This is a genomic window from Streptomyces sp. MBT53 (assembly GCF_016654115.1).
Taxonomy (GTDB): Bacteria; Actinomycetota; Actinomycetes; order Streptomycetales; family Streptomycetaceae; genus Streptomyces.
Genome location: NZ_JAEQAZ010000044.1, coordinates 1 through 19,262, shown reverse-complemented (window position 1 = coordinate 19,262; position 19,262 = coordinate 1). Strand labels below are relative to the sequence as shown.

The following is a 19,262-nucleotide window of genomic DNA, read 5'->3' as shown; positions in this document are numbered from 1 at the left end:
ATTTCTATGCTCAGTTCTGCTTGGGTATTGACCAATCTCCCCGAGCAGCGCACGATTCCGGCATCGAAAATGACGAGTTTTGACGAGAGGCGGCGCTTGTGGACGACGACAGGCCCGATGTGCTGCTGACCGGACTGCTCTTCTACGACCTCGTCCTCACGGGGCTGGGAAAGCCGCCGACGCCGGGCGAGGAGATCTGGACGGCCGGCATGGGCTGCGGCCCCGGCGGCATCGCGAACCTCGCGGTGGCCACGGCCCGCTTCGGCCTGCGCACCTCGCTGGCCACGGTCTTCGGGGACGACTTCTACGGCGAGTACTGCCGGGACGTCCTGTGCGACCAGGAGAACATCGACCTCTCGCTCTCCCGCACCGCGGACGACTGGCCCACCCCCGTCACCGTCTCGCTCGCGACCGGCCACGACCGGGCCCTCGTCACCCACGGCCAGGAGCCCCCGTTCACGCAGGACGCGCTGATGGGCGACCCGCCCGAGGCGCGCACGGCGCTGGTGCACATCGAGGCCGAGCCGCGCGAGTGGATCGCCAAGGCCGCCGCGAACGGCACCCACGTCTACGCGGACGTCGGCTGGGACCCCACCCAGGAGTGGTCCCGCGACCTCCTCGACCAGCTCGCCCTGTGCCACGCCTTCCTCCCGAACGAGACCGAGGCGATGGCCTACACCCGCACCGACAGCGCGGTGGCGGCCCTCGGCACGCTCGCGGAGCTGGTGCCGGTGGCGGTCGTCACCCGGGGAGGGGACGGCGCGATCGCCGTCGACCAGATCACCGGGGAGTACGCGGAGGTCCCGGCCCTGGCCGTGGACGTCCTGGACGCGACCGGCGCCGGGGACGTCTTCGGGGCGAGCTTCGTCACGGCCTCCCTCGGCGGCTGGCCACTGGCCGAACGGCTGCGGTTCGCGGTCCTGGCGGCCGGGCTGTCCGTACAGCACCACGGCGGCGCCCTCGCGGCCCCCGGCTGGTACGGCGTCGACCGCTGGTGGCGCTCCCTGACCGATCCCGACCTGAAGCAGGCCTACGGATTCCTCGCCGACCGCCTGCCGCCGGACGCGGGCCCCCCGGTGCGCCACGCGCCCGTCACCCCGCCCGCCCGGCAGCACTGACCCGCACCCGATCCACCGCTCGACCCCAGAGCCCCACAGCACCCCCGCCCCACACCCACAGCACCACGCCCCTCAGTACCACGCACAGGAACAACAGGAGTGACCCGTGGACCTTTCACGCAGAGGCTTCCTCCAGGCCGCCGCGCTCACCGCGGCGGCGTCCGGCCTGACCGTCGCATGCGGCGGCTCCGGATCGGGCGGCACCAAGAACGGCAAGAACCTCACCCTGTGGTACTGGGGCGGCGCGCTCAGCGACAAGGTGGTGGCGGACGCGAAGACCCACTTCAGCGGTGCGGTCAAGCTGACGGCCTCCTCCATCGGCGGTGACTTCAAGCAGAAGCTCACCACCACCCTCGCCGCGGGCGGCTCCTCCGTGCCCGACATCACCGGCATCAAGGGCGAGGACATCGCGTCCTTCCTGCCCAACGCCTCCCGATTCCTCGACCTGAACGACCTGGGCTTCAAGAAGATCTCCTCGCAGTACCTGGGCTGGAAGACGAAGCTCGCCCAGACCTCCGACGGCAAGCAGATCGGCTTCCCGATCGACATCGGCCCCACCGCGCTCTTCTACCGCGAGGACATGTTCGCCAAGGCCGGCGTGGCCACCGACCCCGACAAGGTCGCCGCCCTGGTCAAGACCTGGGACGACTACTTCGCGCTCGGCACCGAGCTGCAGAAGAAGAACCCGGGCACCTTCCTGGTCAACAACCTCGGCTCCATGTTCGACATGACCGTCGGCCAGGGCACGCAGCGGTTCATCGACAAGAACAACCACTTCATCGGCGACCAGGACCACATCCGCGCCGCATGGACCACGTCGGTGCGCCCCTACACCCTGGGCCTCGACGCCAAGATCAACGACAACTCCTGGAACGCCGCCGTCGGCAAGACCCTCCTCACCGAACTCGGCGCGGCCTGGCACGCGCTGGACATCGAGCAGGCGGCCCCGCAGACGAAGGGCAAGTGGCGGGTGTGCGCGATGCCCGTCGGACCGGCCAACCAGGGCGGCTCCTACCTGGCCCTGCCCAAGCAGTGCCGGAACCCCGAGGAAGCCTTCAAGATCATCAGCTGGATCCTCAGCCCGGCCAACGACGCCCGCGGGTTCACCGACGCCGCCATCTTCCCCGCCGCCCCGGCCGCGTACACGATGCCGGCCATGACGGGCCCCGACGCCTTCTTCGGCGGACAGAAGATCATCGAGATCTTCGGGCCGGCCGCCAAGGCCGTCCCGAACACCTACGAGGCCCCGGCCGACGCCGCCGTCATGGCCCCCTACAAGACGGAACTGACCAACATCGAGGCCAAGGGCAAGAAGCCCGACGACGCCTGGAACGACGCGGTCAGCCAGGCCAAGCAGATCGCCCGCCGCCAGGGGGTGAACTGAGGTGACATCCCCTCCGGTCGCCGGTCCCGCCGCGGTGTCCGAACACCGCGGCGGGCCGGGCCCGGCCCGGTTCCGTCCCCGGCGCGCCACGCCCGTCGGCACCGTCCGGCCCAAGCGCCGCGGCCTGCTGAAGTACTGGCGGCAGTACCTGGCGATCTCGCCCTTCTACCTGATCTTCGCCGCGTTCTCCTTCTTCCCGGTCTTCTACTCGCTGTACCTCGCCTTCCAGCGCTGGGACGGCCTCGGCGACAAGCAGTTCGTGGGACTGCAGCAGTTCAAGTTCCTGTGGTCGGACCCGGTCTTCTGGCTGTCGATCCGCAACACCCTGGTGATCTGGGTGCTGTCCACGGTGCCCACCCTGCTGGGCGCCCTGGTGCTGGCCACGCTGCTGCACTCGGTGCGCCGCTTCAAGGGCTTCTACCGGATCGCCCTCTACGTGCCGAACGTCACCTCGATCGTCGCCGTGGCGATCTTCTTCGGCGCGGTGTTCAGCAACAACTTCGGCCTGGTCAACGCGATCCTCGGCACGGTGGGCATCTCGCCGGTGCCGTGGCTGAGCAACCCGTGGCTGATCAAGGTCGTCATCGCGCTGCTGATGACCTGGATGTGGACCGGCTACAACATGATCATCTACCTGGCCGGTCTCCAGGCGATCCCGACCTCCATCTACGAGGCGGCGAAGGTGGACGGCGCCGGCCCGGTCCGCACGTTCTTCCAGATCACCGTCCCGATCCTGCGGCCGATCATCCTGTTCACCGTCATCATCTCGACCATCAACGGCCTGCAGAGCTTCAGCGAACCCCAGGTGCTGTTCGCCAGCAACGCCGCCAACGCCAACCTCGGCGGCCCCGGACAGGCCGGTCTGACCACGCTGCTGTACTTCTACCAGTCGGCCTTCCTCAACAACGACTACGGCTACGGCGCCGCCATCGTGTGGGCCTTCTTCCTGCTGATCATCGTCCTCGTCGCCGTCAACTGGCGCATCACCCAACGAGGGAGGAAGCCGTGACCACAGCCGACACGACAGCCGACACCGCGTCCGAGCCGACGCGGCCCGCCCCGCGCGCGAGGCGGCTGCGCCGCCCCAAGGGCCTGACCGCGCACATCCTCCTCATGGCCGCCGTCCTGCTCTCGGTCTTCCCCTTCGTGTGGACGATCGTCATGGCGACCAACACCACCCAGGACATCTACAAGAGCCCGCCGAAGTTCACCTTCGGCTCCCACCTGCTGGAGAACATCCGGCACGTGCTGAACACCATCGACTTCTTCGGGTCGATGCTCAACACGATCGTCGTCGCGACCGTCACCACCGTCCTGGTGCTGTTCGTCGACTCACTGGCGGCCTTCACCTTCGCCAAGTTCGACTTCCCCGGCCGCAAGGTGCTCTTCGGCACGCTGCTGCTGTTCATGATGCTGCCGCTGCAACTGGCGATCCTGCCGCAGTTCATCCTCATGTCGAACATCGGCTGGGTGGGCATGCTCAAGGCACTGATCCCGCCCGCCCTGGCCAACGCCTTCGGCATCTTCTGGCTGCGGCAGTACATCGAGAACGGCGTGCCCGACGAACTCCTCGACGCCGCGCGCATCGACGGCGCCGGGTTCTTCCGCCAGTACTGGAACATCGCGCTGCCGATGATCAGGCCCGCGCTGTCCTTCCTCGCCATCTACGCCTTCGTCGGTGCCTGGAACGACTACGTCTGGCCGCTCATCGTGCTCACCAACCCGGACCACGTGACCCTCCAGGTGGAGCTGGCCCAGCTGAACGTCGGCCACACCACGGACTACAGCATGGTCATGGCCGGGGTGCTGATGGCGTCGCTCCCGCTGGTACTGGTCTTCGCCGTCTTCGCCCGCGGCTTCATCGCGGGCGCCACCGAGGGCGCGGTGCAGGGCACCTGATCCGTGCGGGCCGCCCCGGCCCGCGCGGTACGCGCAGGACAGAGGAGGGATCCGGTGACGGACACCGACGCCGAGCCGAGGCGGCCGGCGGAGAGCCAGGGGTCCGCCGGCCGGGACGGCACCCCCCGCAGCAAGGTGCTCGTGGTGGGCATGGACGGACTGCGCCACGACCGGCTGGTGCGCTCCGCGGCCCACGCCCCCGTCCTGCACGGCCTGCTGACCGGGGGCGCCCACGGCACCAGCCTGCTGCCGTACGGCGAGACCGACGGCCAGGCCGAGGGCGGACCGTGGACGAGCATGGCCTACACCGACTCCGGGCCCGGCTGGTCCAGCGTGCTGACCGGGGTGTGGCCCGACCGGCACGGGGTCACCGGCAACGACTTCGCGGGCGCCGACTACGCCCGCCACCCCGACTTCCTCAGCCGCGCGGCCCTCGCCCGCCCCGGTCTGCGCACCGCGGCCGCGGTGTCCTGGCCGGAGCTGGTCCACCGCGGTGTCCTGGGCCCCGCCATCGGGCGGCGGGTGCACCACGACGGCGAGAGCGACGGCTACGCGACCGCGGACGACCTCGTCGCCCGCACCGCCCTGCGCTGGCTCACCGAGGACGACCCCGACCTGGTGTTCGTGTACTTCGGCGCCACCGACGAGGCCGGCCACGCCACGGGTCCCCTCTCCGCCGCCTACGACCACGCCCTTCTCACTCAGGACACCCACCTCGGGCGGCTGCTCGCGGCGCTCGACGCCCGGCCCTCCGCCGAGCGGTGGACGGTACTGGTCACCACCGACCACGGGCACCTCGACACCGGCGGCCACGGCGGCGACAGCCGCGCCGAGCGCGAGGTCTTCGTCGTCCTCGCCGAGCCCGGCACTCCCGCCGGCACCCGGCTGGACTCGCCCCGGCTCGTCGACATCGCCCCCACCGTCCTGGACCGGCTCGGTGTCCCCGTCGACCCGGACTGGGGCCTGGCCGGACGGGTCCTGCCCAAACCCGCCACGCCACCCACGCCACGCGTGCCCGGCACGCCGCGCACACCGACCGAAAAGGGAGCCACCCGCCGATGAACGATCCGTCGATCCACGGGCCCCGGCCCGCCGATCCCCTGATCGCCCTCCGCCCCTGGGAGGCACCCGAGCTGACCTCCTGGGCACGGCTCCCCATGAACGCCGTCGACCGGCGCACCGGAGCGCTCTCCCTGGACGCCGACTGGCGCTTCCAGCTGCTGCCGTCGCCCGACGCACCGGCGGCCGACGTATGGTCCATGGCATACGTGCCAGGTGTATGGACGATGCAGTCCGCCGGCGCCGACGACCTTCCGCAGTACACGAACGTCCGTATGCCGTATGCAGAATTCCCTCCACTGTCGCCCGCCGACAATCCGACGGGTGTCTACGAGCGGGAGATCGACGTCCCCGCCGAGTGGGCCGGCCGGCGGATCGTGCTCCAGGTCGGGGCCGCCGAGAGCGTGCTGCTCGTGCACGTGGACGGGCGGCCCGTCGGCATCTCCAAGGACTCCCACCTCGCCGCCGACTTCGACCTGTCGGGCGTCGTACGCCCCGGCGAGCGGGCCACCGTACGGCTGACCGTGGTCAAGTGGTCGGACGCCTCGCACATCGAGGACCAGGACCAGTGGTGGCACGGGGGCATCACCCGGTCGGTGCTGCTGTACGCGACCGACCCGCTGTATCTCGCGGACCTGACCGTCCGGGCGCGCTACGACGGTGAGCTTCAGGTCGACTGCCAGGTGCGGGACGCGGGCGGCGCGCTGCCCGCCGGGTGGTGGATCAGCGGTGACCTGGAGGGGCAACTCCTGGCCCAGGACGCGGAGTTCGACCGGTTCAACACCGAGGACGACCGGGTCTCCGACTTCCTCGGCGAGGCCCGGATCAGGGCCACCGTCCCCGAGGTGCGTACCTGGAACGCCGAGACGCCCGAGCTGTACGGCCTCACCGTCCGGCTGCACCGGGCCGACGGAACGGTGGCCGACACGTCGTACCGGCGCATCGGTTTCCGTGACGTGGAGATCGTCGGGCGGGATCTGCTGGTCAACGGTGAGCGGGTGTTCATCCGGGGCGTCAACCGGCACGACTTCCATCCGCTGACCGGCCGGACGGTGTCGTACGAGGACATGCGCGCGGATCTGGTGCTGCTGAAGCGGTTCGGGTTCAACGCGGTGCGCACCTCGCACTATCCGAACGATCCGGCGCTGTACGACCTCGCCGACGAGCTCGGACTGTATGTAGTGGACGAGGCGGACATCGAGTCGCACGACCACGCGCACGAGATCGCGGACGACCCGCGCTATCTGAACGCCTTCGTGGACCGGGTCTCGCGGATGGTGCTGCGGGACAAGAACCACCCGTCGATCATCGTGTGGTCGCTGGGCAACGAGTCCGACTACGGCGCCAATCACGACGCGGCGGCCGGCTGGGTCCGCCGGCACGACCCGACCAGGCCGATCCAGTACGAGGGTGCGGCCAAGCGGGACTGGGCCGATCCGGGTCTCGCCTCCGACATCGCGTGTCCGATGTACGCGTCGCTGGAGGACTGTGTCGCGCACGCGCTGTCCGGTGAGCAGACCAAGCCGTTGATCCAGTGCGAGTACTCGCACGCGATGGGCAACAGCAACGGCACCCTCGCGGACCACTGGGCTGCCATCGAGTCAACCCCGGGTCTTCAGGGCGGCTTCATCTGGGAGTTCTGGGACCACGGAATCCTGCAGCGTGTGAGCGACGGAAGACCCACCGGCCGCGCGGGCGCCGGACTGTATGACAACGGTGTCGCCGCGCCCGGTCAACGCTGGGCGTACGGCGGTGACTTCGGCGAGGCGATCCACGACGGCGCGTTCATCGCGGACGGCGTGGTGTTTCCCGACCGCACGCCCAAGCCGGTGATGTTCGAGCACCGGGAGATCGCGGCGCCGGTGCGCATCGAGTGCTTCCGGCACGAGGGCATCGTCCTCGGCAACCACCAGCACTTCCGGGGCCTCGAATGGCTCGCCGGTACCTGGGAGTTGGCGCTAGCGGACGGTCGTACGCTGACCGCTCCGGCCGAACTGCCCGCCCTGTGCCCGGGCGAGACGGCGGCCGTACCGCTGCCGTTCGCGCTGCCGGAGGACGGCGGCGAGGCCTGGCTGACGCTGCGGGTGACCACGGCCGAGGACCAGACGTGGGCACCGCGCGGCACGGAGGTGTGTGCGCCCCAGGTACTGCTGCGGGCGGCGGAGCCGGTGTCCGGTTATGCGGCGGGCGGTGGTCGGATCGAAGTGGACGGCGAAGGTCTGCTGGTCCACCCGCTGCTGACGGTCTCGCCGACGCTGTCCCTGTGGCGGGCGCCCACCGACAACGACGAGTTGGGCGGGATGGCTGCGCGCTGGCGGGCCTGGGGGCTGGACTCGCTGGTCCGCAAGGTCGTCTCGGTGCGGCGGGACGGCGAGCGGGTGACTACGGTCGCCGAGTACGCGGGGGCCACGGGGGTGGTCCGGCACTGTCAGGTGTTCACGCCGGTCGCGGGCGGGGTCCGGGTCGAGGAATCGGCCGAGCTGCCCGAGGAGTTCGACGACGTGGCCCGGGTGGGCACCGTGTTCGAGACGGTGCCGGGTCTCGATCTGCTGGAGTGGTTCGGCCGGGGTCCGTGGGAGTCGTACCCCGACCGCAGCACGGGCGCGCCCGTGGGCCACCACTCCGTCCCCGTCGACGAGTTGTTCACCCCGTATCTGCGTCCACAGGAGAGCGGTGGCCGCAGCGGGGTACGGCGGTTCACGCTGTCGGCACCGGACGCCACCGGTCTCACGGTCGACCTCGACGAGCCCCGCCAGGTCTCGGTGACCCGCCACCGCGCCGAGGATCTGACCGCCGTACGGCATCACGACGAGCTGGTGCCGCGCGCGTCCTGCGTGGTGCAACTCGACGCGGTGCACCGGGGGTTGGGCACGGCCTCGTGCGGGCCCGACACCACACCGCAGTACCTCGTCGCACCGGGTGTCCATCGCTGGAGCTGGACCCTGCGCGTTCTCTGAGCCCACCGGTTCGGAACTTCCCGGCTTCCAACTCCCCAGCTTTCACGAGCACTTACCCACGGAGCACACGTGTGCACTTCGCATGACCACGAGGACGAACAGTGCGAGAGCGCCCAGGCCGGTGCCGGGCGACGCAACTTCCTGCGGGCCACCGCGCTGCTCGGTGCCGCCGCCACGGCCGGTGTCGCGCTGCCGGGTGCCGCCGAGGCGGCGCCGAACTCGGCGTCCACCAAGGCGGGTTGGCGGCCCGACACCGACAGCCGGCGTTTCACGCTGGCCGTGATGCCGGACACCCAGTACCTCTTCGACGGGCCGAGCATCGACAAGGCGCCGATCGAGGCCTCGCTGCGTTATCTCCTGGAGCACGGCAAGGACGACAACATCGTCTTCCTGTCGCATCTGGGCGACCTGACGCAGGACGGGGCCGTGCCCGAATTCGCCGCCATCGGGGAGGCGTTCAAGCTGCTGGACCGGCGGGGCGTCGGCTACAGCGTGCTGGCGGGCAACCACGACATCAAGTCGTCGACGGACGACCAGCGCGGGACGTCGCCCTACCTGGACGCGTTCGGCCCGCAGCGGTTCAAGAACAAGTCCACGTTCGGCGGGGCCTCTTCGGACGGCTACAACACGTACCACGTGTTCAAGGCTGCCGGGCGGGAGTGGCTCGTGCTGGCCCTGGACTGGCGGCTCTCGGCGAAGGGCTACGCCTGGGCGAAGGACGTCATCGCGCAGCACCCGAAGACGCCGGTCATCCTCACCACGCACGAACTGGTCGTGGACGACGACACGTTGTCGGACTACGGGCAGCAGCTGTGGGACCAGCTCATAGCGGACCACGACCAGATCTTCCTGACCCTGAACGGCCACTACTGGCCGGCCCGCCGGGCGACCCGCAAGAACGCGGCGGGCAACGACGTCCACCTGCACCTGACGAACTATCAGAACCGTTACTTCGGCGGCGCGGCGATGATCCGCCTCTACCACTTCGACCTGGACCGCGACGTCATCGACGTGGAGACGGTGTCGCCGTGGATCCTGGGCCGGGCGGCGAAGGGCCTCAACGAGCTGGAGCGGCAGGAGATCCAACTCAGCGGCGACGCCGACCGGTTCTCCGTCGACATCGACTTCGCGGACCGCTTCGCGGGCTTCGACCCGGTGCCGGTCCGCGCGGCACGCCCCGCGTCCAAGATGCTGATCCCGGGCACGGCCGCCTACTGGCGCTTCGAGTCCCCGGTCTCCGGCTCCGGCACCGTCCGTGACCTGTCCGGCCACGGCAACGACCTCACCGTGGTCTCCGTGAACGGCGGCACCCTCGGCTGGTCGGCCGACCACCACCCCGACCAACCGGGCCACGGCAGCCTGGAGTTCACGGGCTACAAGTCGCCGCTGAAGGGCGCGTACCTGCGGACCGTGGACGGTGCGCCGCTCAACTCGGCGACGTTCAAGAGTGGTTACACCATCGAGGCGTTCTACTGGCTGCCCGCCGACTGGAACGCCTCGCACAACGCCTGGGCCGGACTGGTCAGCCGCACCGGCCGCAACGGCTCCGTGGGCACGGTGACGGACGACCCCGACGAGCCGCTCGCGACCCTGTCGCTGTCCGACGGGCCGGGCCCGCAGTGGGCCGTACACCCCCTGAACCAGCAGCAGTTGGCCACCAACTGGGGTGACGAGACCGACCCCGAGATCTGGTGGCACCTCGCCGTCGTCAACGACGGACGGCACACCACGATGTACGTCCAGGGCTGCCCGGTGGCCCGCAACCCGCACGCCCCCGCGATCGGCATCGCCTCCTCCGGACAGCCGTGGCTGCTCGGCGGATACGAGTACGCGGACAAGATCGACCAGATCCTGCACGGCCGCCTCGGCGACGTCCGGATCGTCTCCCGGGCGCTGCCCGTGACCTCCTTCATGACCCACTGACAGCCCTCCAGAGGACTCCCGAAGATCATGACCGAGCAGCAGCTGCCCACCTGGGCCGACCCGTCCGTCTCCCCCGCCGCCCTCGACGCGCAGGGTGTCTCCCGACGCCAACTCCTGCGCCGCGCGGGCCTGTTCGGCGCCGCGTTCACCCTCGGCGCGGGCCCGCTCGCCACCCCCGCGGTGGCGGCCGGGCGGGGCTACGGCGGCAACGACCCGCGCCTCGCCTACCTCGTGGGCGACCACCATGTGCACTCCGTCTACAGCCACGACGCGAAGTACACGTTCTCCCAGCAGGCGAAGGCCGCCGCGCAGTACGGCCTCGACTGGATGGTGTTCAACGAGCACTCCAACTTCGGACACGCCAACTACGGCGCCAAGTTGGAGCACGCGGAGATCCTCAAGGCCCGTGCAGAGAACCCGCGCCAGCTGATCTTCCAGGGTCTGGAGTGGTACATCCCGGCCGCCGAGCACTGCACGATCTTCGCCGCGCCCGGCCGCCACGAGGTCGATCTCCTCACGCAGTTCGAACTCGCCTACGACGGCAAGCTGCTGGGCTACACCGAGGGCTCGGCCGGTGCCACGGACACCGCCCGCAACGAGGCCCACGCCGTGAAGGCCATCAAGTGGCTGGCGGAGCAACGCCGTTCGGGCTACGTCGACGACGTCCTCGTCCTCGCCAACCACCCGCTGCGCCTGGGCATCGACTCCCCGCACGAGATGCGGGCCTGGCGGGACGCGGCCCCCGAGATCATGATCGGCATGGAGGGTGCACCGGGCGCGCAGGGAGCCGCCCTTCCCGGCTGGCGCGGCGCGACCTCGATCCGCGGCGAGTACGAGAACAAGCCGTCGGCGCAGTCCTGGGCGGGTTATCCGGCGGACGCGTATGTGACGTACGGCGGTTTCGACTGGGCGACGGCTACCGTCGGCGGGCTGTGGGACTCGATGCTGGCCGAGGGCCGGTTGTTCTCGATCACCACGAACTCCGACAACCACCGCACGGTCTACGACACTTGGGCCAACGGCGCCTGGCCCGCCGGGCAGAACTTCGACAACACCGGGAAGCTGCCCGACCCGGTACAGACCGGCACCCCGCAACCCGGCAGCGACTTCTGGCCCGGCGAGTTCAGCCGCACCCATGTGGGCGTGACCCGTTACGGCTACGGCGCGGTGATGGCGGGGATGCGCGCGGGCCGGGTATGGGTCGACCACGGGCATCTGCTGGACGGGCTCGACGTCCGGCTGAAGCGGGACTGCGACGGCGGCCGGGGCGTCACGCTGGGCGGCCGGCTGCGGGTCCGCAAGGGCGAGCGGCTCACGCTGAGCGTCACCGTGACGACGGCCTCGCGGCCCAACGCCCAGGGAATCCTGCCGGAGTTGGCGCACGTGGACGTGATCCGCGGTGCGGTGCGCGGTGCGGTGTCCGACCGGGACGCGTGGCGGGCACCGGACACGAAGGTGGTCCGTACGGCCGACGTGGACGGCCGCAAGGGGACGTACACGTTGCGCATCCCGGTGATCGCCGGGGACGAGTCCTTCTACCTGCGGCTGCGCGGCAGCGACGGCAAGCGGCACGGCGCGGGCTATCTGGGTGCCTCGGTCGATCCGCACGGCCCGATCCCCCACGAGCCCGGGAACGGTGACCCGTGGGCCGACACATGGTTCTATTCCAACCCCATCTTCGTCGACCTGGCAGGTAACTGATGAAGCGTCAACTCACTGTCCTCGCCGCCTTATTGGGTGCTTTCACGCTCGGCGTGAGCATCTCCTCGGCCGCCGCCGCGACCACCTGGGCGGAGACCGGCACGGCCTACACCGACAGCCTCGGCGGCGGTGAGGGCGTCGCGTCGCGTGCGGACGGCTCGCTGCTGTACCGCGGGCTGGCGTCCATCCCGCTGGATCTGCGGGTCCAGGGCTGGAACCACATCGGTGACCCGGACATCGCGAACGGCTACGTGTTCGACGCCTACCAGGCGGCCGACACGGGCACGTCCAAGATGTTCGCGGTCACCACGCCGTCCGGGACGCGCTACACATACGTCCATCCGCTCGACTCGGGCGAGAAGATCAACAACTCGTTCGACGCGATCTCGCCGGACACGCAGTGGATGGTGTCGGGCGAGTGGGGCGACCAGTCCAGACTCCAGGTCTTCCCCACTCCCCTGCTCAACCCGTCCACTCCGGCGACGGGCGGAACGCTGCCGCAAGCCGGGCAGATCACCCTGGACAGGACGGTCAACGACATCCAGGGCTGCGACTTCGTGACGGACACCCGCCTGGTGTGCGTCTCGGACGACGCCTCGGGAACCAAGTTCCCCGAGATCCGCCCGCTCCTCCAGGTCGACCTGCCGCACAAGCTGGACGGCCAGCCGATCACCGGCACGGTCACGAGTCTGTTCGCGCTGCCCCAACGCAGCATCTGCACGGGCACGTTCGAGGCCGAGGGCGTCGACTACGACGTGAACAGCGGGACGTTGCGCGCCGAGGTGGTCCAGCCGGGCGTGTGCGTGGTGTCGACCAGCGTGTACTCGTACAAGCAGCAGTAGACAAGCGGAAGTTGCGGCTGAGGATCAGGCGTAGAACCGCGAGAGACTCTGCAGGACGGCGGCGGGCTTCGGCCCGCCGTCGATCTCTATCGTCCCGTCGACGGCGATCTGCACTCCGCCCGGTACGTCCTCGACCGAGGCGAGCTTGGCGACCAGCCGGATGCGCGAGCCGACCTTCACCGGCGCGGGGAAACGCACCTTGTTCAGGCCGTAGTTGACCTTCGTGGACACACCCTCGACGTCCAGCAGCTCGGTGAAGAGCGGGATGAAGAGGGAGAGGGTGAGATAGCCGTGCGCGATGGGCGCGCCGAAGGGGCCCGCCGCGGCCTTCTCCGGGTCGACGTGGATCCACTGGTGGTCGCCCGTCGCGTCGGCGAAGGTGTCGATGCGTTCCTGGGTGACCTCGATCCACTCGCTGGTGCCCAGGTCGCTGCCCGCGAGCTTCTTGAGTTCGTCGAGGCCGTTGACGGTGATGCCCATATCGCTTTCCCTACTTAAGAGTTGGTGCCGAAGCGCTTGCGCACCCGGGACTTGAGGAGCTTCCCCGAGGCGGTGCGCGGGAGTTCGTCCGCGACCACCACCGACTTGGGGATCTTGTACTTGGCCAGGCGGCCGGCCAACGAGGCCAGTACCTCGTCGGGGTCGAGCGAGGCGCCTTCGCGCGGTACGACGACCGCGCGCGGCACCTCGCCCCACTTGTCGTCCGCGACGCCGATGACCGCGCACTCGACGACGTCGGGGTGGGCCAGGAGCAGGTCCTCGATCTCGGCGGGGTAGATGTTCTCCCCACCGGAGATGATCATGTCTTTCATACGGTCGACGATGTACACGTATCCGTCGTCGTCGGTCCGGGCCGCGTCCCCGCTGCGGAACCAGCCGTCGGCGAAGACCGCGGCCGTCTCCTCCGGAAGCCCCCAGTACCCGGGCATGACATGCGGTCCGCGCACCACGACCTCGCCGGTCTCGCCGACATCGGTGGGGGTGAGGTCCGGCCGTACGACCCGGACGTCGCTGAAGAAGTGCGGCACGCCCGCCGAACCCGCCTTGCTCACCGCGTGTTCGGCGTCCAGGAACAGGGTCCCGGGCGCGGCCTCCGTCATGCCGTAGCCCTGGAGGAAGGTCAGCCCGCGCTCCTGGTAGGCGGCGATCAGCGGGGACGGGACCGGGGAGCCGCCGCAGGTGAGGATGCGCAGCGAGGACAGGTCGGCGTCGGCCCAGCGGGGATGCCGGGCGATCCGGTCGAACATCGTCGGCACCCCGAACATGAAGGTGATCCGGTGCTGTTCAACCAGGTCGAAGGTGGTGTCCGGGTCGAAGGACTCGACCAGGACACAGGTGCCGCCCTTGAGCAGCACCGGCAGAGTGAGCATGTTGAGGCCGGCCGTGTGGAACAACGGGGCGGAGACCAGGGCGCGTTCGTCGGCGATCAGGTCGGTGTCGACGAGGACGTTGAGCGCGTTCCAGGTCAGGTTGCCGTGCGTGAGCATGGCGCCCTTGGGGCGGCCGGTCGTGCCCGAGGTGTACATGATGATGCAGGTGTCGTCGGCGGTGACGGGCTCGTCGATGGGCTCGGTGGCCGCCGCTGCGAGCAACTCCTCGTACTCGGGGCCGACTTCGACGTAGATGCGTACGTCGGTGCTGCCCGGCAGTCCGGCGACGAGGGCGGTGTGCGTCGGGCCGTAGACGAGGATCTTGGCGCCGGAGTCGGCGAGCTGGTAGGCGATCTCGGGGGCGGTGAGGCGGGTGTTGAGGGGGACGAAGACCGCGCCGAGCATGCCGGCGGCGAACAGGATCTCCAGGTAGGAGGGGTGGTTGGGGCCGAGGTAGGCGATGCGGTCCCCGCGGCGGACACCCCGGGCGCGCAGGGCGTGGGCGAGGCGGGTGGTTCGTGTATGCAGTGTGCCGTAGTCCGTCGGCGAACCACCGTGTACAAGTGCCGTGCGATGCGGGGTCTTGCGGGCCCGGCGTGCGGGCCACGACCCCAGTCCCTCGTTGCGCATCCGGTGCCCCTTACGTCAGCCCGAGGAGGCGGGCGGCGTTGTCCTTGAGGATCTTCGGTCTGACCTCATCCTTGATGGGCAGCTTCTCGAAGTCGGCGAGCCAGCGGTCCGGGGTGAGGACGGGGTAGTCGGAGCCGAAGAGGACCTTGTCCTTGAGCAGGGTGTTCGCGTACTGCACGAGCTGCGGCGGGAAGTACTTCGGCGACCAGCCGGAGAGGTCGATGTGGACGCCGGGCTTGTGGGTGGCGACGGCGAGGGCCTCGTCCTGCCAGGGGAAGGACGGGTGCGCCAGGATGATCTTGAGGTGCGGGAAGTCGGCCGCCACGTCGTCCACGTGCAGCGGGTTGGAGTACTTGAGGCGGATGCCGCCGCCTCCCGGTACCCCCGCGCCGATGCCGGTCTGGCCGGTGTGGAAGAGAGCGATGGCGCCCGTCTCCTCGATGACCTCGTACAGGTCGTAGGCCACGGTCCGGTCGTTGGGGAAGAAGCCCTGGATGTTGGGGTGGAACTTGAAGCCCTTCACCCCGTACTCCTCGACCAGCCGCCGGGCCCGCTTCACGCCCGCTCGACCCCGGAACGGGTCGATGGACGCGAAGGGGATGAGGACGTCGGCGTTGGCGGCGGCGGCCTCGGCGACCTCCTCGTTCGGGACGGGCTCGGTGCCGGTCGCGGACTCGGCGTCGACCGTGAAGATCACGGCGGCCATCTTCCGCTCGCGGTAGTAGGCGGCGGTCTCCTCCAGGGTCGGCTTCCGTTTGCCCTCGACCTTGAAGTAGGCGGAGGAGGCGTCGTGGAGGTCGTCGTCCAGGGAGGAGTGTCCTTTGGAGGACACCTCCGCATGGGTGTGGACGTCGATCGCGACGAGGTCACTCAGGTCCATCACGCCTCCGGCAGCTTCGGTGCGGGGATGCCGACCGACTGGAGTTCGGCGCCGACCGAGGTGGGGAAGGCGACGGCGAGGGTGTCGGGGGTCCAGCCGCCGTCGGCGTAGGCCGTGCTGATCTCCTGCGGGTGGGACCAGAGTGCCACCTTGTCGCCGCCGATGCCGATGGCCTGGCCGGTGATGGAGCGCGCGGCCTCGGAGGCGAGGAAGGGGACGAGGGCGGCGCAGTCCTCGGGGGTGCCGAAGCCCTCGCCCTTGCGGAGGAAATCGGGCAGCGGGTCGCCGTTCCTCATGGCCTCGATGTACGGGGCGAACGCGGGGATCGTCTCGGTCATCGCGGTCGCGGCGACCGGCACGATCGCGTTGACGGTGATGCCGGCGCGGCCCAGTTCCATCGACCAGGTGCGGGCGAAGGCGGCGATGCCGGCCTTGGCGGCCGAGTAGTTGGTCTGGCCGAAGTTGCCGCGCTGACCGGCCGGCGAGCCGACCAGGATCAGGCTGCCGCCCTCGCCCTGTTCGCGCATCCGTACGGCGGCGGCGCGGGCGCAGGTGAAGGTGCCCTTGAGGTGGGTGGTGATCACCGCGTCGAAGTCCTCGTCGGTCATCTTCCACAGCACCTTGTCGCGCAGGATGCCCGCGTTGGTGACCAGGACGTCGAGCCGTCCGAACTCCTCGACGGCACGGTTCACCAGGCGTTCGGCGGCCTCGGTGGTGCCGACCGGGACCACTTCGGCGACGGCGGTGCCGCCCGCCTCGGTGATCGACTTCACGGCCTGGTCGGCCACCGCCTCGTCGATGTCGTTGACGACCACGGACGCGCCGTGGGCGGCCAGGGCCTGCGCGTAGGCGAGGCCGAGGCCCCGGCCACTGCCGGTGACGACGGCGACCTTGCCGGTCAGATCGATGCTGGGCACGAGCGAGTCCCTTCACAAGGCGATGCGGCTGCCGGCCCCACCGGAGTGCGGCTGCCGGCCCACCGGAGTACGGCTGCGAGATCGAAGCTAAGAGCAATAATTGTTGACGTCAATAGTTGTTGCCGACGGACCAGGTGCGTCACACTGGCCACGAACCACCGCACGCCCCACCCCGGGGCCTCGACCCAGGGAGCCCGCCATCGCCCGCCAGCAGCACGCCGCGAACCCCCCGATCGACGCGCACGAGCCGTGGATGCGCGGGCTGCACGCGGACACCGGTTACCTCCTGTACCGGCTGGGCCTGCGCTCCGGCCAGCTCTTCAACACGTTCCTCCAGGAGTCGGGCCTGCGTCTGCGCCACTACGCGCTGCTCCGGTTCCTGGCCACGTCCGAGGGCGCCCTCCAGCGTGAGCTGAGCACACGGCTGGGCTACGACCCGAGCGCGATCGTCGGCCTGGTCGACGACCTGGAGAAGCTGGGATTCGCCGAGCGCCGCCCTTCCCCCGACGACCGGCGAAGCCGCATCGTGGTCCTGACACAGGACGGCCGCGGCTTCCTGCGCGACACGGACGAGGCCGGCCTGCGGGTGACGAACGAACTGCTCGGCCCGCTGGACGCGACCCAGCGGGAGACCCTGCACACGCTGTTGCAGCAGGTCGCCGAGGACGGACTCGCCTGACGCCGGACAAAGGAGGTACGGCGATGACCACCACCCGGCCGGAGACGCCCGCCCGCTCCGAGACCACTGTCCGGTCCGAGCCGACCGCCCGGTCCGCCCCCGACCGGCTGCTCGCCGTGCTCGCCGCCTTCGACCACGAGCACACGGCCCTGTCGCTGTCCGACATCGCCCGCCGGGCCGGCCTCACCCTGACCACCGCGCACCGGCTCGCGGGCGCCCTCACCGAGTGGGGCGCGCTCGAGCGGGACGCGTCCGGCGTCTACCACGTGGGGCTACGGCTGTGGGAGATCGCGGCGCTCGCGCCCCGCGGCCTCGCGCTGCGCCAGGCGGCGCTGCCCTACCTGGAGGATCTCTACGAATCGACGCACGAGAACGTGCAGTTGGCGGTGCGGGACGGTACGGAGGTCGTCTACACCGAGTGGATCTCGGGCCGTTCGGCGGTCGGCGTGCACATCCGCGTGGGCGCCCGCTGGCCGCTCCACGCCACCGGCGTCGGCCTCGCCCTGCTGGCCCACGACGACCCGAACACCCAAGAGGCCTACTGCGCGGGCGAGTTGGCGTCCTTCACGCCGTACACGATCACCGATCCGCTACGGCTGCGCCGCGTGCTGGCCGAAGTGCGGCGCGCCGGAGTGGCGGTGAGCGACCGTCAGGTCACGGACGACGCGCTGTCGGTGGCCGCTCCGGTGCGCGGGCCGGGCGGTGCGGTGGTGGCGGCCGTGTCGGTCGTCGTGCCCCAAGTCGACGCCCAGGTACCGGCGTTGATCCCGGCGGTACGGCTCGCTGCACGGGGGATCTCGCGGGCGCTGGGGTGGCGGCCGGAGCCGTGACGATGTCCTCCGTGCCCGGCGCGGATATCCCTCTCACCGGCGAGGCCCTGCGGGTGTGACGTCGTGATACTGGAACGGCCCTTGCCCCGAGGAGCCGCTCATGCGTGTGCAGCACTGGTTCGCGCCGGTCGTCGCCCGGCTCAGGACCGCCAATCCGTACGCCGTCGACTCGGCGCTCGCCGCGCTGGTCCTGTTCGCGGTGTCGTTGCAGTGGCTCTTCCCCGACGAGGGCGGGGATCCGCTCAGTTGGCAGGGCTGGCTGCTCGGGGCCGGTACGGCGGTGCCGCTGGTGTGGCGGCGGGCGGCGCCGTTCGCGACGGCGTGGACGGTGTCGGCGGCGACACCCGCGATGGCGGTGTACCACGCCCCGCCGCCGGACGTGATGTACGGCGGTCTCGTCGTCCTGTACACCGTCGCCGCCCGGTGCCTTCCCTGGCAGCGGCGGCTGATGCTCGCGGGCTGGCTGGCCGGTGTGTCCGTGGTCATGCAGCACAAGGAGCACGCCCAGCCCTTCGAGTACGCCTTCCATCTGCTGAGCCTGCTGTGCGCTTACGGCTTCGGCAGCCTCGCCCGGGTCCAACGCGCCTACACAGCCGCCCTGGAGGACCGGGCCCGGCGACTGGAACGCGAGCGGGCCGCCGACACCGCGCGGGCCCTGGCGCAGGAACGGGCCCGGATCGCCCGGGACATGCACGACATCCTGGCCCACGCGGTGAGCCTGATGGTGGTGCAGGCGGAGGCCGGTCCGGTGGTCGTCCGCAGTGACCCCGAGCGGGCGGAGGCGGCGTTCGACGCGATCGCGGGGGCGGGCCGGGACGCGATGGCCCAGCTGCGGCGCATCCTCGGGGTGCTCAAGGAGGAGCAGCGGAACGGGAGTTCGGGCCACCGGCCGCAGCCGGGGATCACCGCGCTGCCCGGTCTGGTGCGCCGCGTCGGTGAATCGGCCGGTCTGCGCGTCGAGTTGAGAACGGGCGGGGATCCGCGCCCGCTGCCCCCGGACACCGAGGTCGCCGTCTACCGCGTCGTGCAGGAGGCGCTCACCAACACCGTGAAGCACGCGCACGCCTCCGCCG

General features: G+C 70.3%; 16 protein-coding genes. 12 read left to right on the top strand and 4 right to left on the bottom strand.

The genetic code is table 11. The annotated features are described in order from the left end of the window. The first annotated feature begins 98 nt into the window (after positions 1 to 98). From JHN45_RS18040 to JHN45_RS18000, 9 genes are all read left to right on the top strand, one after another. The gene (locus JHN45_RS18040; RefSeq protein ID WP_200713833.1) at positions 99 to 1,118 is read left to right on the top strand and encodes a carbohydrate kinase family protein; all 1,020 of its coding nucleotides are present in this window, start codon (positions 99 to 101) and stop codon (positions 1,116 to 1,118) included. Positions 1,119 to 1,224: 106 nt separating this feature from the next. Next, positions 1,225 to 2,502, top strand: a complete 1,278-nt coding sequence (locus tag JHN45_RS18035; protein WP_201049721.1) for an ABC transporter substrate-binding protein — start codon at positions 1,225 to 1,227, stop codon at positions 2,500 to 2,502. Between the two features lie 124 nt (positions 2,503 to 2,626). After that, a complete protein-coding gene (locus JHN45_RS18030) occupies positions 2,627 to 3,511 on the top strand; it encodes a carbohydrate ABC transporter permease (protein ID WP_200714636.1) in 885 nt (294 codons plus the stop codon). A 104-nt stretch (positions 3,512 to 3,615) separates the two neighbouring features. After that, positions 3,616 to 4,401, top strand: a complete 786-nt coding sequence (locus JHN45_RS18025) for a carbohydrate ABC transporter permease (protein ID WP_234469063.1) — start codon at positions 3,616 to 3,618, stop codon at positions 4,399 to 4,401. 150 nt (positions 4,402 to 4,551) lie between these two features. Next, positions 4,552 to 5,463 carry an alkaline phosphatase family protein gene (locus tag JHN45_RS18020; RefSeq protein ID WP_201049757.1) on the top strand — a complete coding sequence of 304 codons (912 nt, stop codon included), beginning with the start codon at positions 4,552 to 4,554 and terminating at the stop codon, positions 5,461 to 5,463. Further along, the gene (locus tag JHN45_RS18015; protein WP_201049720.1) at positions 5,460 to 8,417 is read left to right on the top strand and encodes a glycoside hydrolase family 2 TIM barrel-domain containing protein; all 2,958 of its coding nucleotides are present in this window, start codon (positions 5,460 to 5,462) and stop codon (positions 8,415 to 8,417) included. Before JHN45_RS18020 ends, JHN45_RS18015 begins: the two co-directional genes overlap by 4 nt. Positions 8,418 to 8,486: 69 nt before the next feature. Further along, positions 8,487 to 10,340 (top strand): LamG-like jellyroll fold domain-containing protein, encoded by a 1,854-nt coding sequence (locus JHN45_RS18010; protein ID WP_201049719.1) that lies wholly within the window; start codon positions 8,487 to 8,489, stop codon positions 10,338 to 10,340. 27 nt (positions 10,341 to 10,367) lie between these two features. Continuing rightward, positions 10,368 to 12,041 (top strand): PHP domain-containing protein, encoded by a 1,674-nt coding sequence (locus JHN45_RS18005; RefSeq protein ID WP_201049718.1) that lies wholly within the window; start codon positions 10,368 to 10,370, stop codon positions 12,039 to 12,041. Further along, entirely contained in the window at positions 12,041 to 12,883 is an 843-nt protein-coding gene (locus JHN45_RS18000) for a hypothetical protein (RefSeq protein ID WP_201049717.1), read from the top strand. Before JHN45_RS18005 ends, JHN45_RS18000 begins: the two co-directional genes overlap by 1 nt. 24 nt (positions 12,884 to 12,907) lie before the next feature. Here JHN45_RS18000 and JHN45_RS17995 read toward each other — a convergent pair whose 3' ends face one another. Genes JHN45_RS17995 through JHN45_RS17980 form a run of 4 tightly spaced genes read right to left on the bottom strand, consistent with a single transcriptional unit; the run spans position 12,908 to position 16,680 of the window. Next, the gene (locus tag JHN45_RS17995) at positions 12,908 to 13,363 is read right to left on the bottom strand and encodes a MaoC family dehydratase (RefSeq protein WP_200714626.1); all 456 of its coding nucleotides are present in this window, start codon (positions 13,361 to 13,363) and stop codon (positions 12,908 to 12,910) included. A 14-nt stretch (positions 13,364 to 13,377) separates the two neighbouring features. Beyond that, positions 13,378 to 14,883 carry a long-chain fatty acid--CoA ligase gene (locus JHN45_RS17990; RefSeq protein ID WP_200714625.1) on the bottom strand — a complete coding sequence of 502 codons (1,506 nt, stop codon included), beginning with the start codon at positions 14,881 to 14,883 and terminating at the stop codon, positions 13,378 to 13,380. Between the two features lie 10 nt (positions 14,884 to 14,893). After that, positions 14,894 to 15,763: an amidohydrolase family protein gene (locus JHN45_RS17985; protein WP_200714624.1), complete on the bottom strand. Its 870-nt coding sequence runs from the start codon at positions 15,761 to 15,763 to the stop codon at positions 14,894 to 14,896. After that, entirely contained in the window at positions 15,763 to 16,680 is a 918-nt protein-coding gene (locus JHN45_RS17980) for an SDR family oxidoreductase (protein WP_307783127.1), read from the bottom strand. Before JHN45_RS17980 ends, JHN45_RS17985 begins: the two co-directional genes overlap by 1 nt. 253 nt (positions 16,681 to 16,933) lie before the next feature. Here JHN45_RS17980 and JHN45_RS17975 point away from each other — a divergent pair, with 253 nt between their 5' ends. From JHN45_RS17975 to JHN45_RS17965, 3 genes are all read left to right on the top strand, one after another. Beyond that, on the top strand, positions 16,934 to 17,359 hold the full coding sequence (locus tag JHN45_RS17975; RefSeq protein WP_200714623.1) for a MarR family winged helix-turn-helix transcriptional regulator: 426 nt from the start codon (positions 16,934 to 16,936) through the stop codon (positions 17,357 to 17,359). A gap of 23 nt (positions 17,360 to 17,382) precedes the next feature. Beyond that, the gene (locus tag JHN45_RS17970) at positions 17,383 to 18,189 is read left to right on the top strand and encodes an IclR family transcriptional regulator (protein WP_201049716.1); all 807 of its coding nucleotides are present in this window, start codon (positions 17,383 to 17,385) and stop codon (positions 18,187 to 18,189) included. Between the two features lie 100 nt (positions 18,190 to 18,289). Then, positions 18,290 to 19,262 (top strand): sensor histidine kinase (locus JHN45_RS17965; RefSeq protein WP_201049715.1); only part of this gene is annotated, 973 nt, incomplete at its 3' end.

What these genes read in the sequence shown, in the direction of transcription:
- JHN45_RS18015 (WP_201049720.1), top strand. Translation starts at nt 5,460, where the DNA reads ATGAACGATCCGTCGATCCACGGGCCCCGGCCCGCCGATCCCCTGATC.
- JHN45_RS18005 (WP_201049718.1), top strand. Translation starts at nt 10,368, where the DNA reads ATGACCGAGCAGCAGCTGCCCACCTGGGCCGACCCGTCCGTCTCCCCC.
- JHN45_RS17975 (WP_200714623.1), top strand. Translation starts at nt 16,934, where the DNA reads ATGCGCGGGCTGCACGCGGACACCGGTTACCTCCTGTACCGGCTGGGC.
- JHN45_RS18025 (WP_234469063.1), top strand. Translation starts at nt 3,616, where the DNA reads ATGGCCGCCGTCCTGCTCTCGGTCTTCCCCTTCGTGTGGACGATCGTC.
- JHN45_RS18020 (WP_201049757.1), top strand. Translation starts at nt 4,552, where the DNA reads ATGGACGGACTGCGCCACGACCGGCTGGTGCGCTCCGCGGCCCACGCC.
- JHN45_RS17985 (WP_200714624.1), bottom strand. Translation starts at nt 15,763, where the DNA reads ATGGACCTGAGTGACCTCGTCGCGATCGACGTCCACACCCATGCGGAG.
- JHN45_RS17990 (WP_200714625.1), bottom strand. Translation starts at nt 14,883, where the DNA reads ATGCGCAACGAGGGACTGGGGTCGTGGCCCGCACGCCGGGCCCGCAAG.
- JHN45_RS18000 (WP_201049717.1), top strand. Translation starts at nt 12,041, where the DNA reads ATGAAGCGTCAACTCACTGTCCTCGCCGCCTTATTGGGTGCTTTCACG.
- JHN45_RS17970 (WP_201049716.1), top strand. Translation starts at nt 17,383, where the DNA reads ATGACCACCACCCGGCCGGAGACGCCCGCCCGCTCCGAGACCACTGTC.
- JHN45_RS17995 (WP_200714626.1), bottom strand. Translation starts at nt 13,363, where the DNA reads ATGGGCATCACCGTCAACGGCCTCGACGAACTCAAGAAGCTCGCGGGC.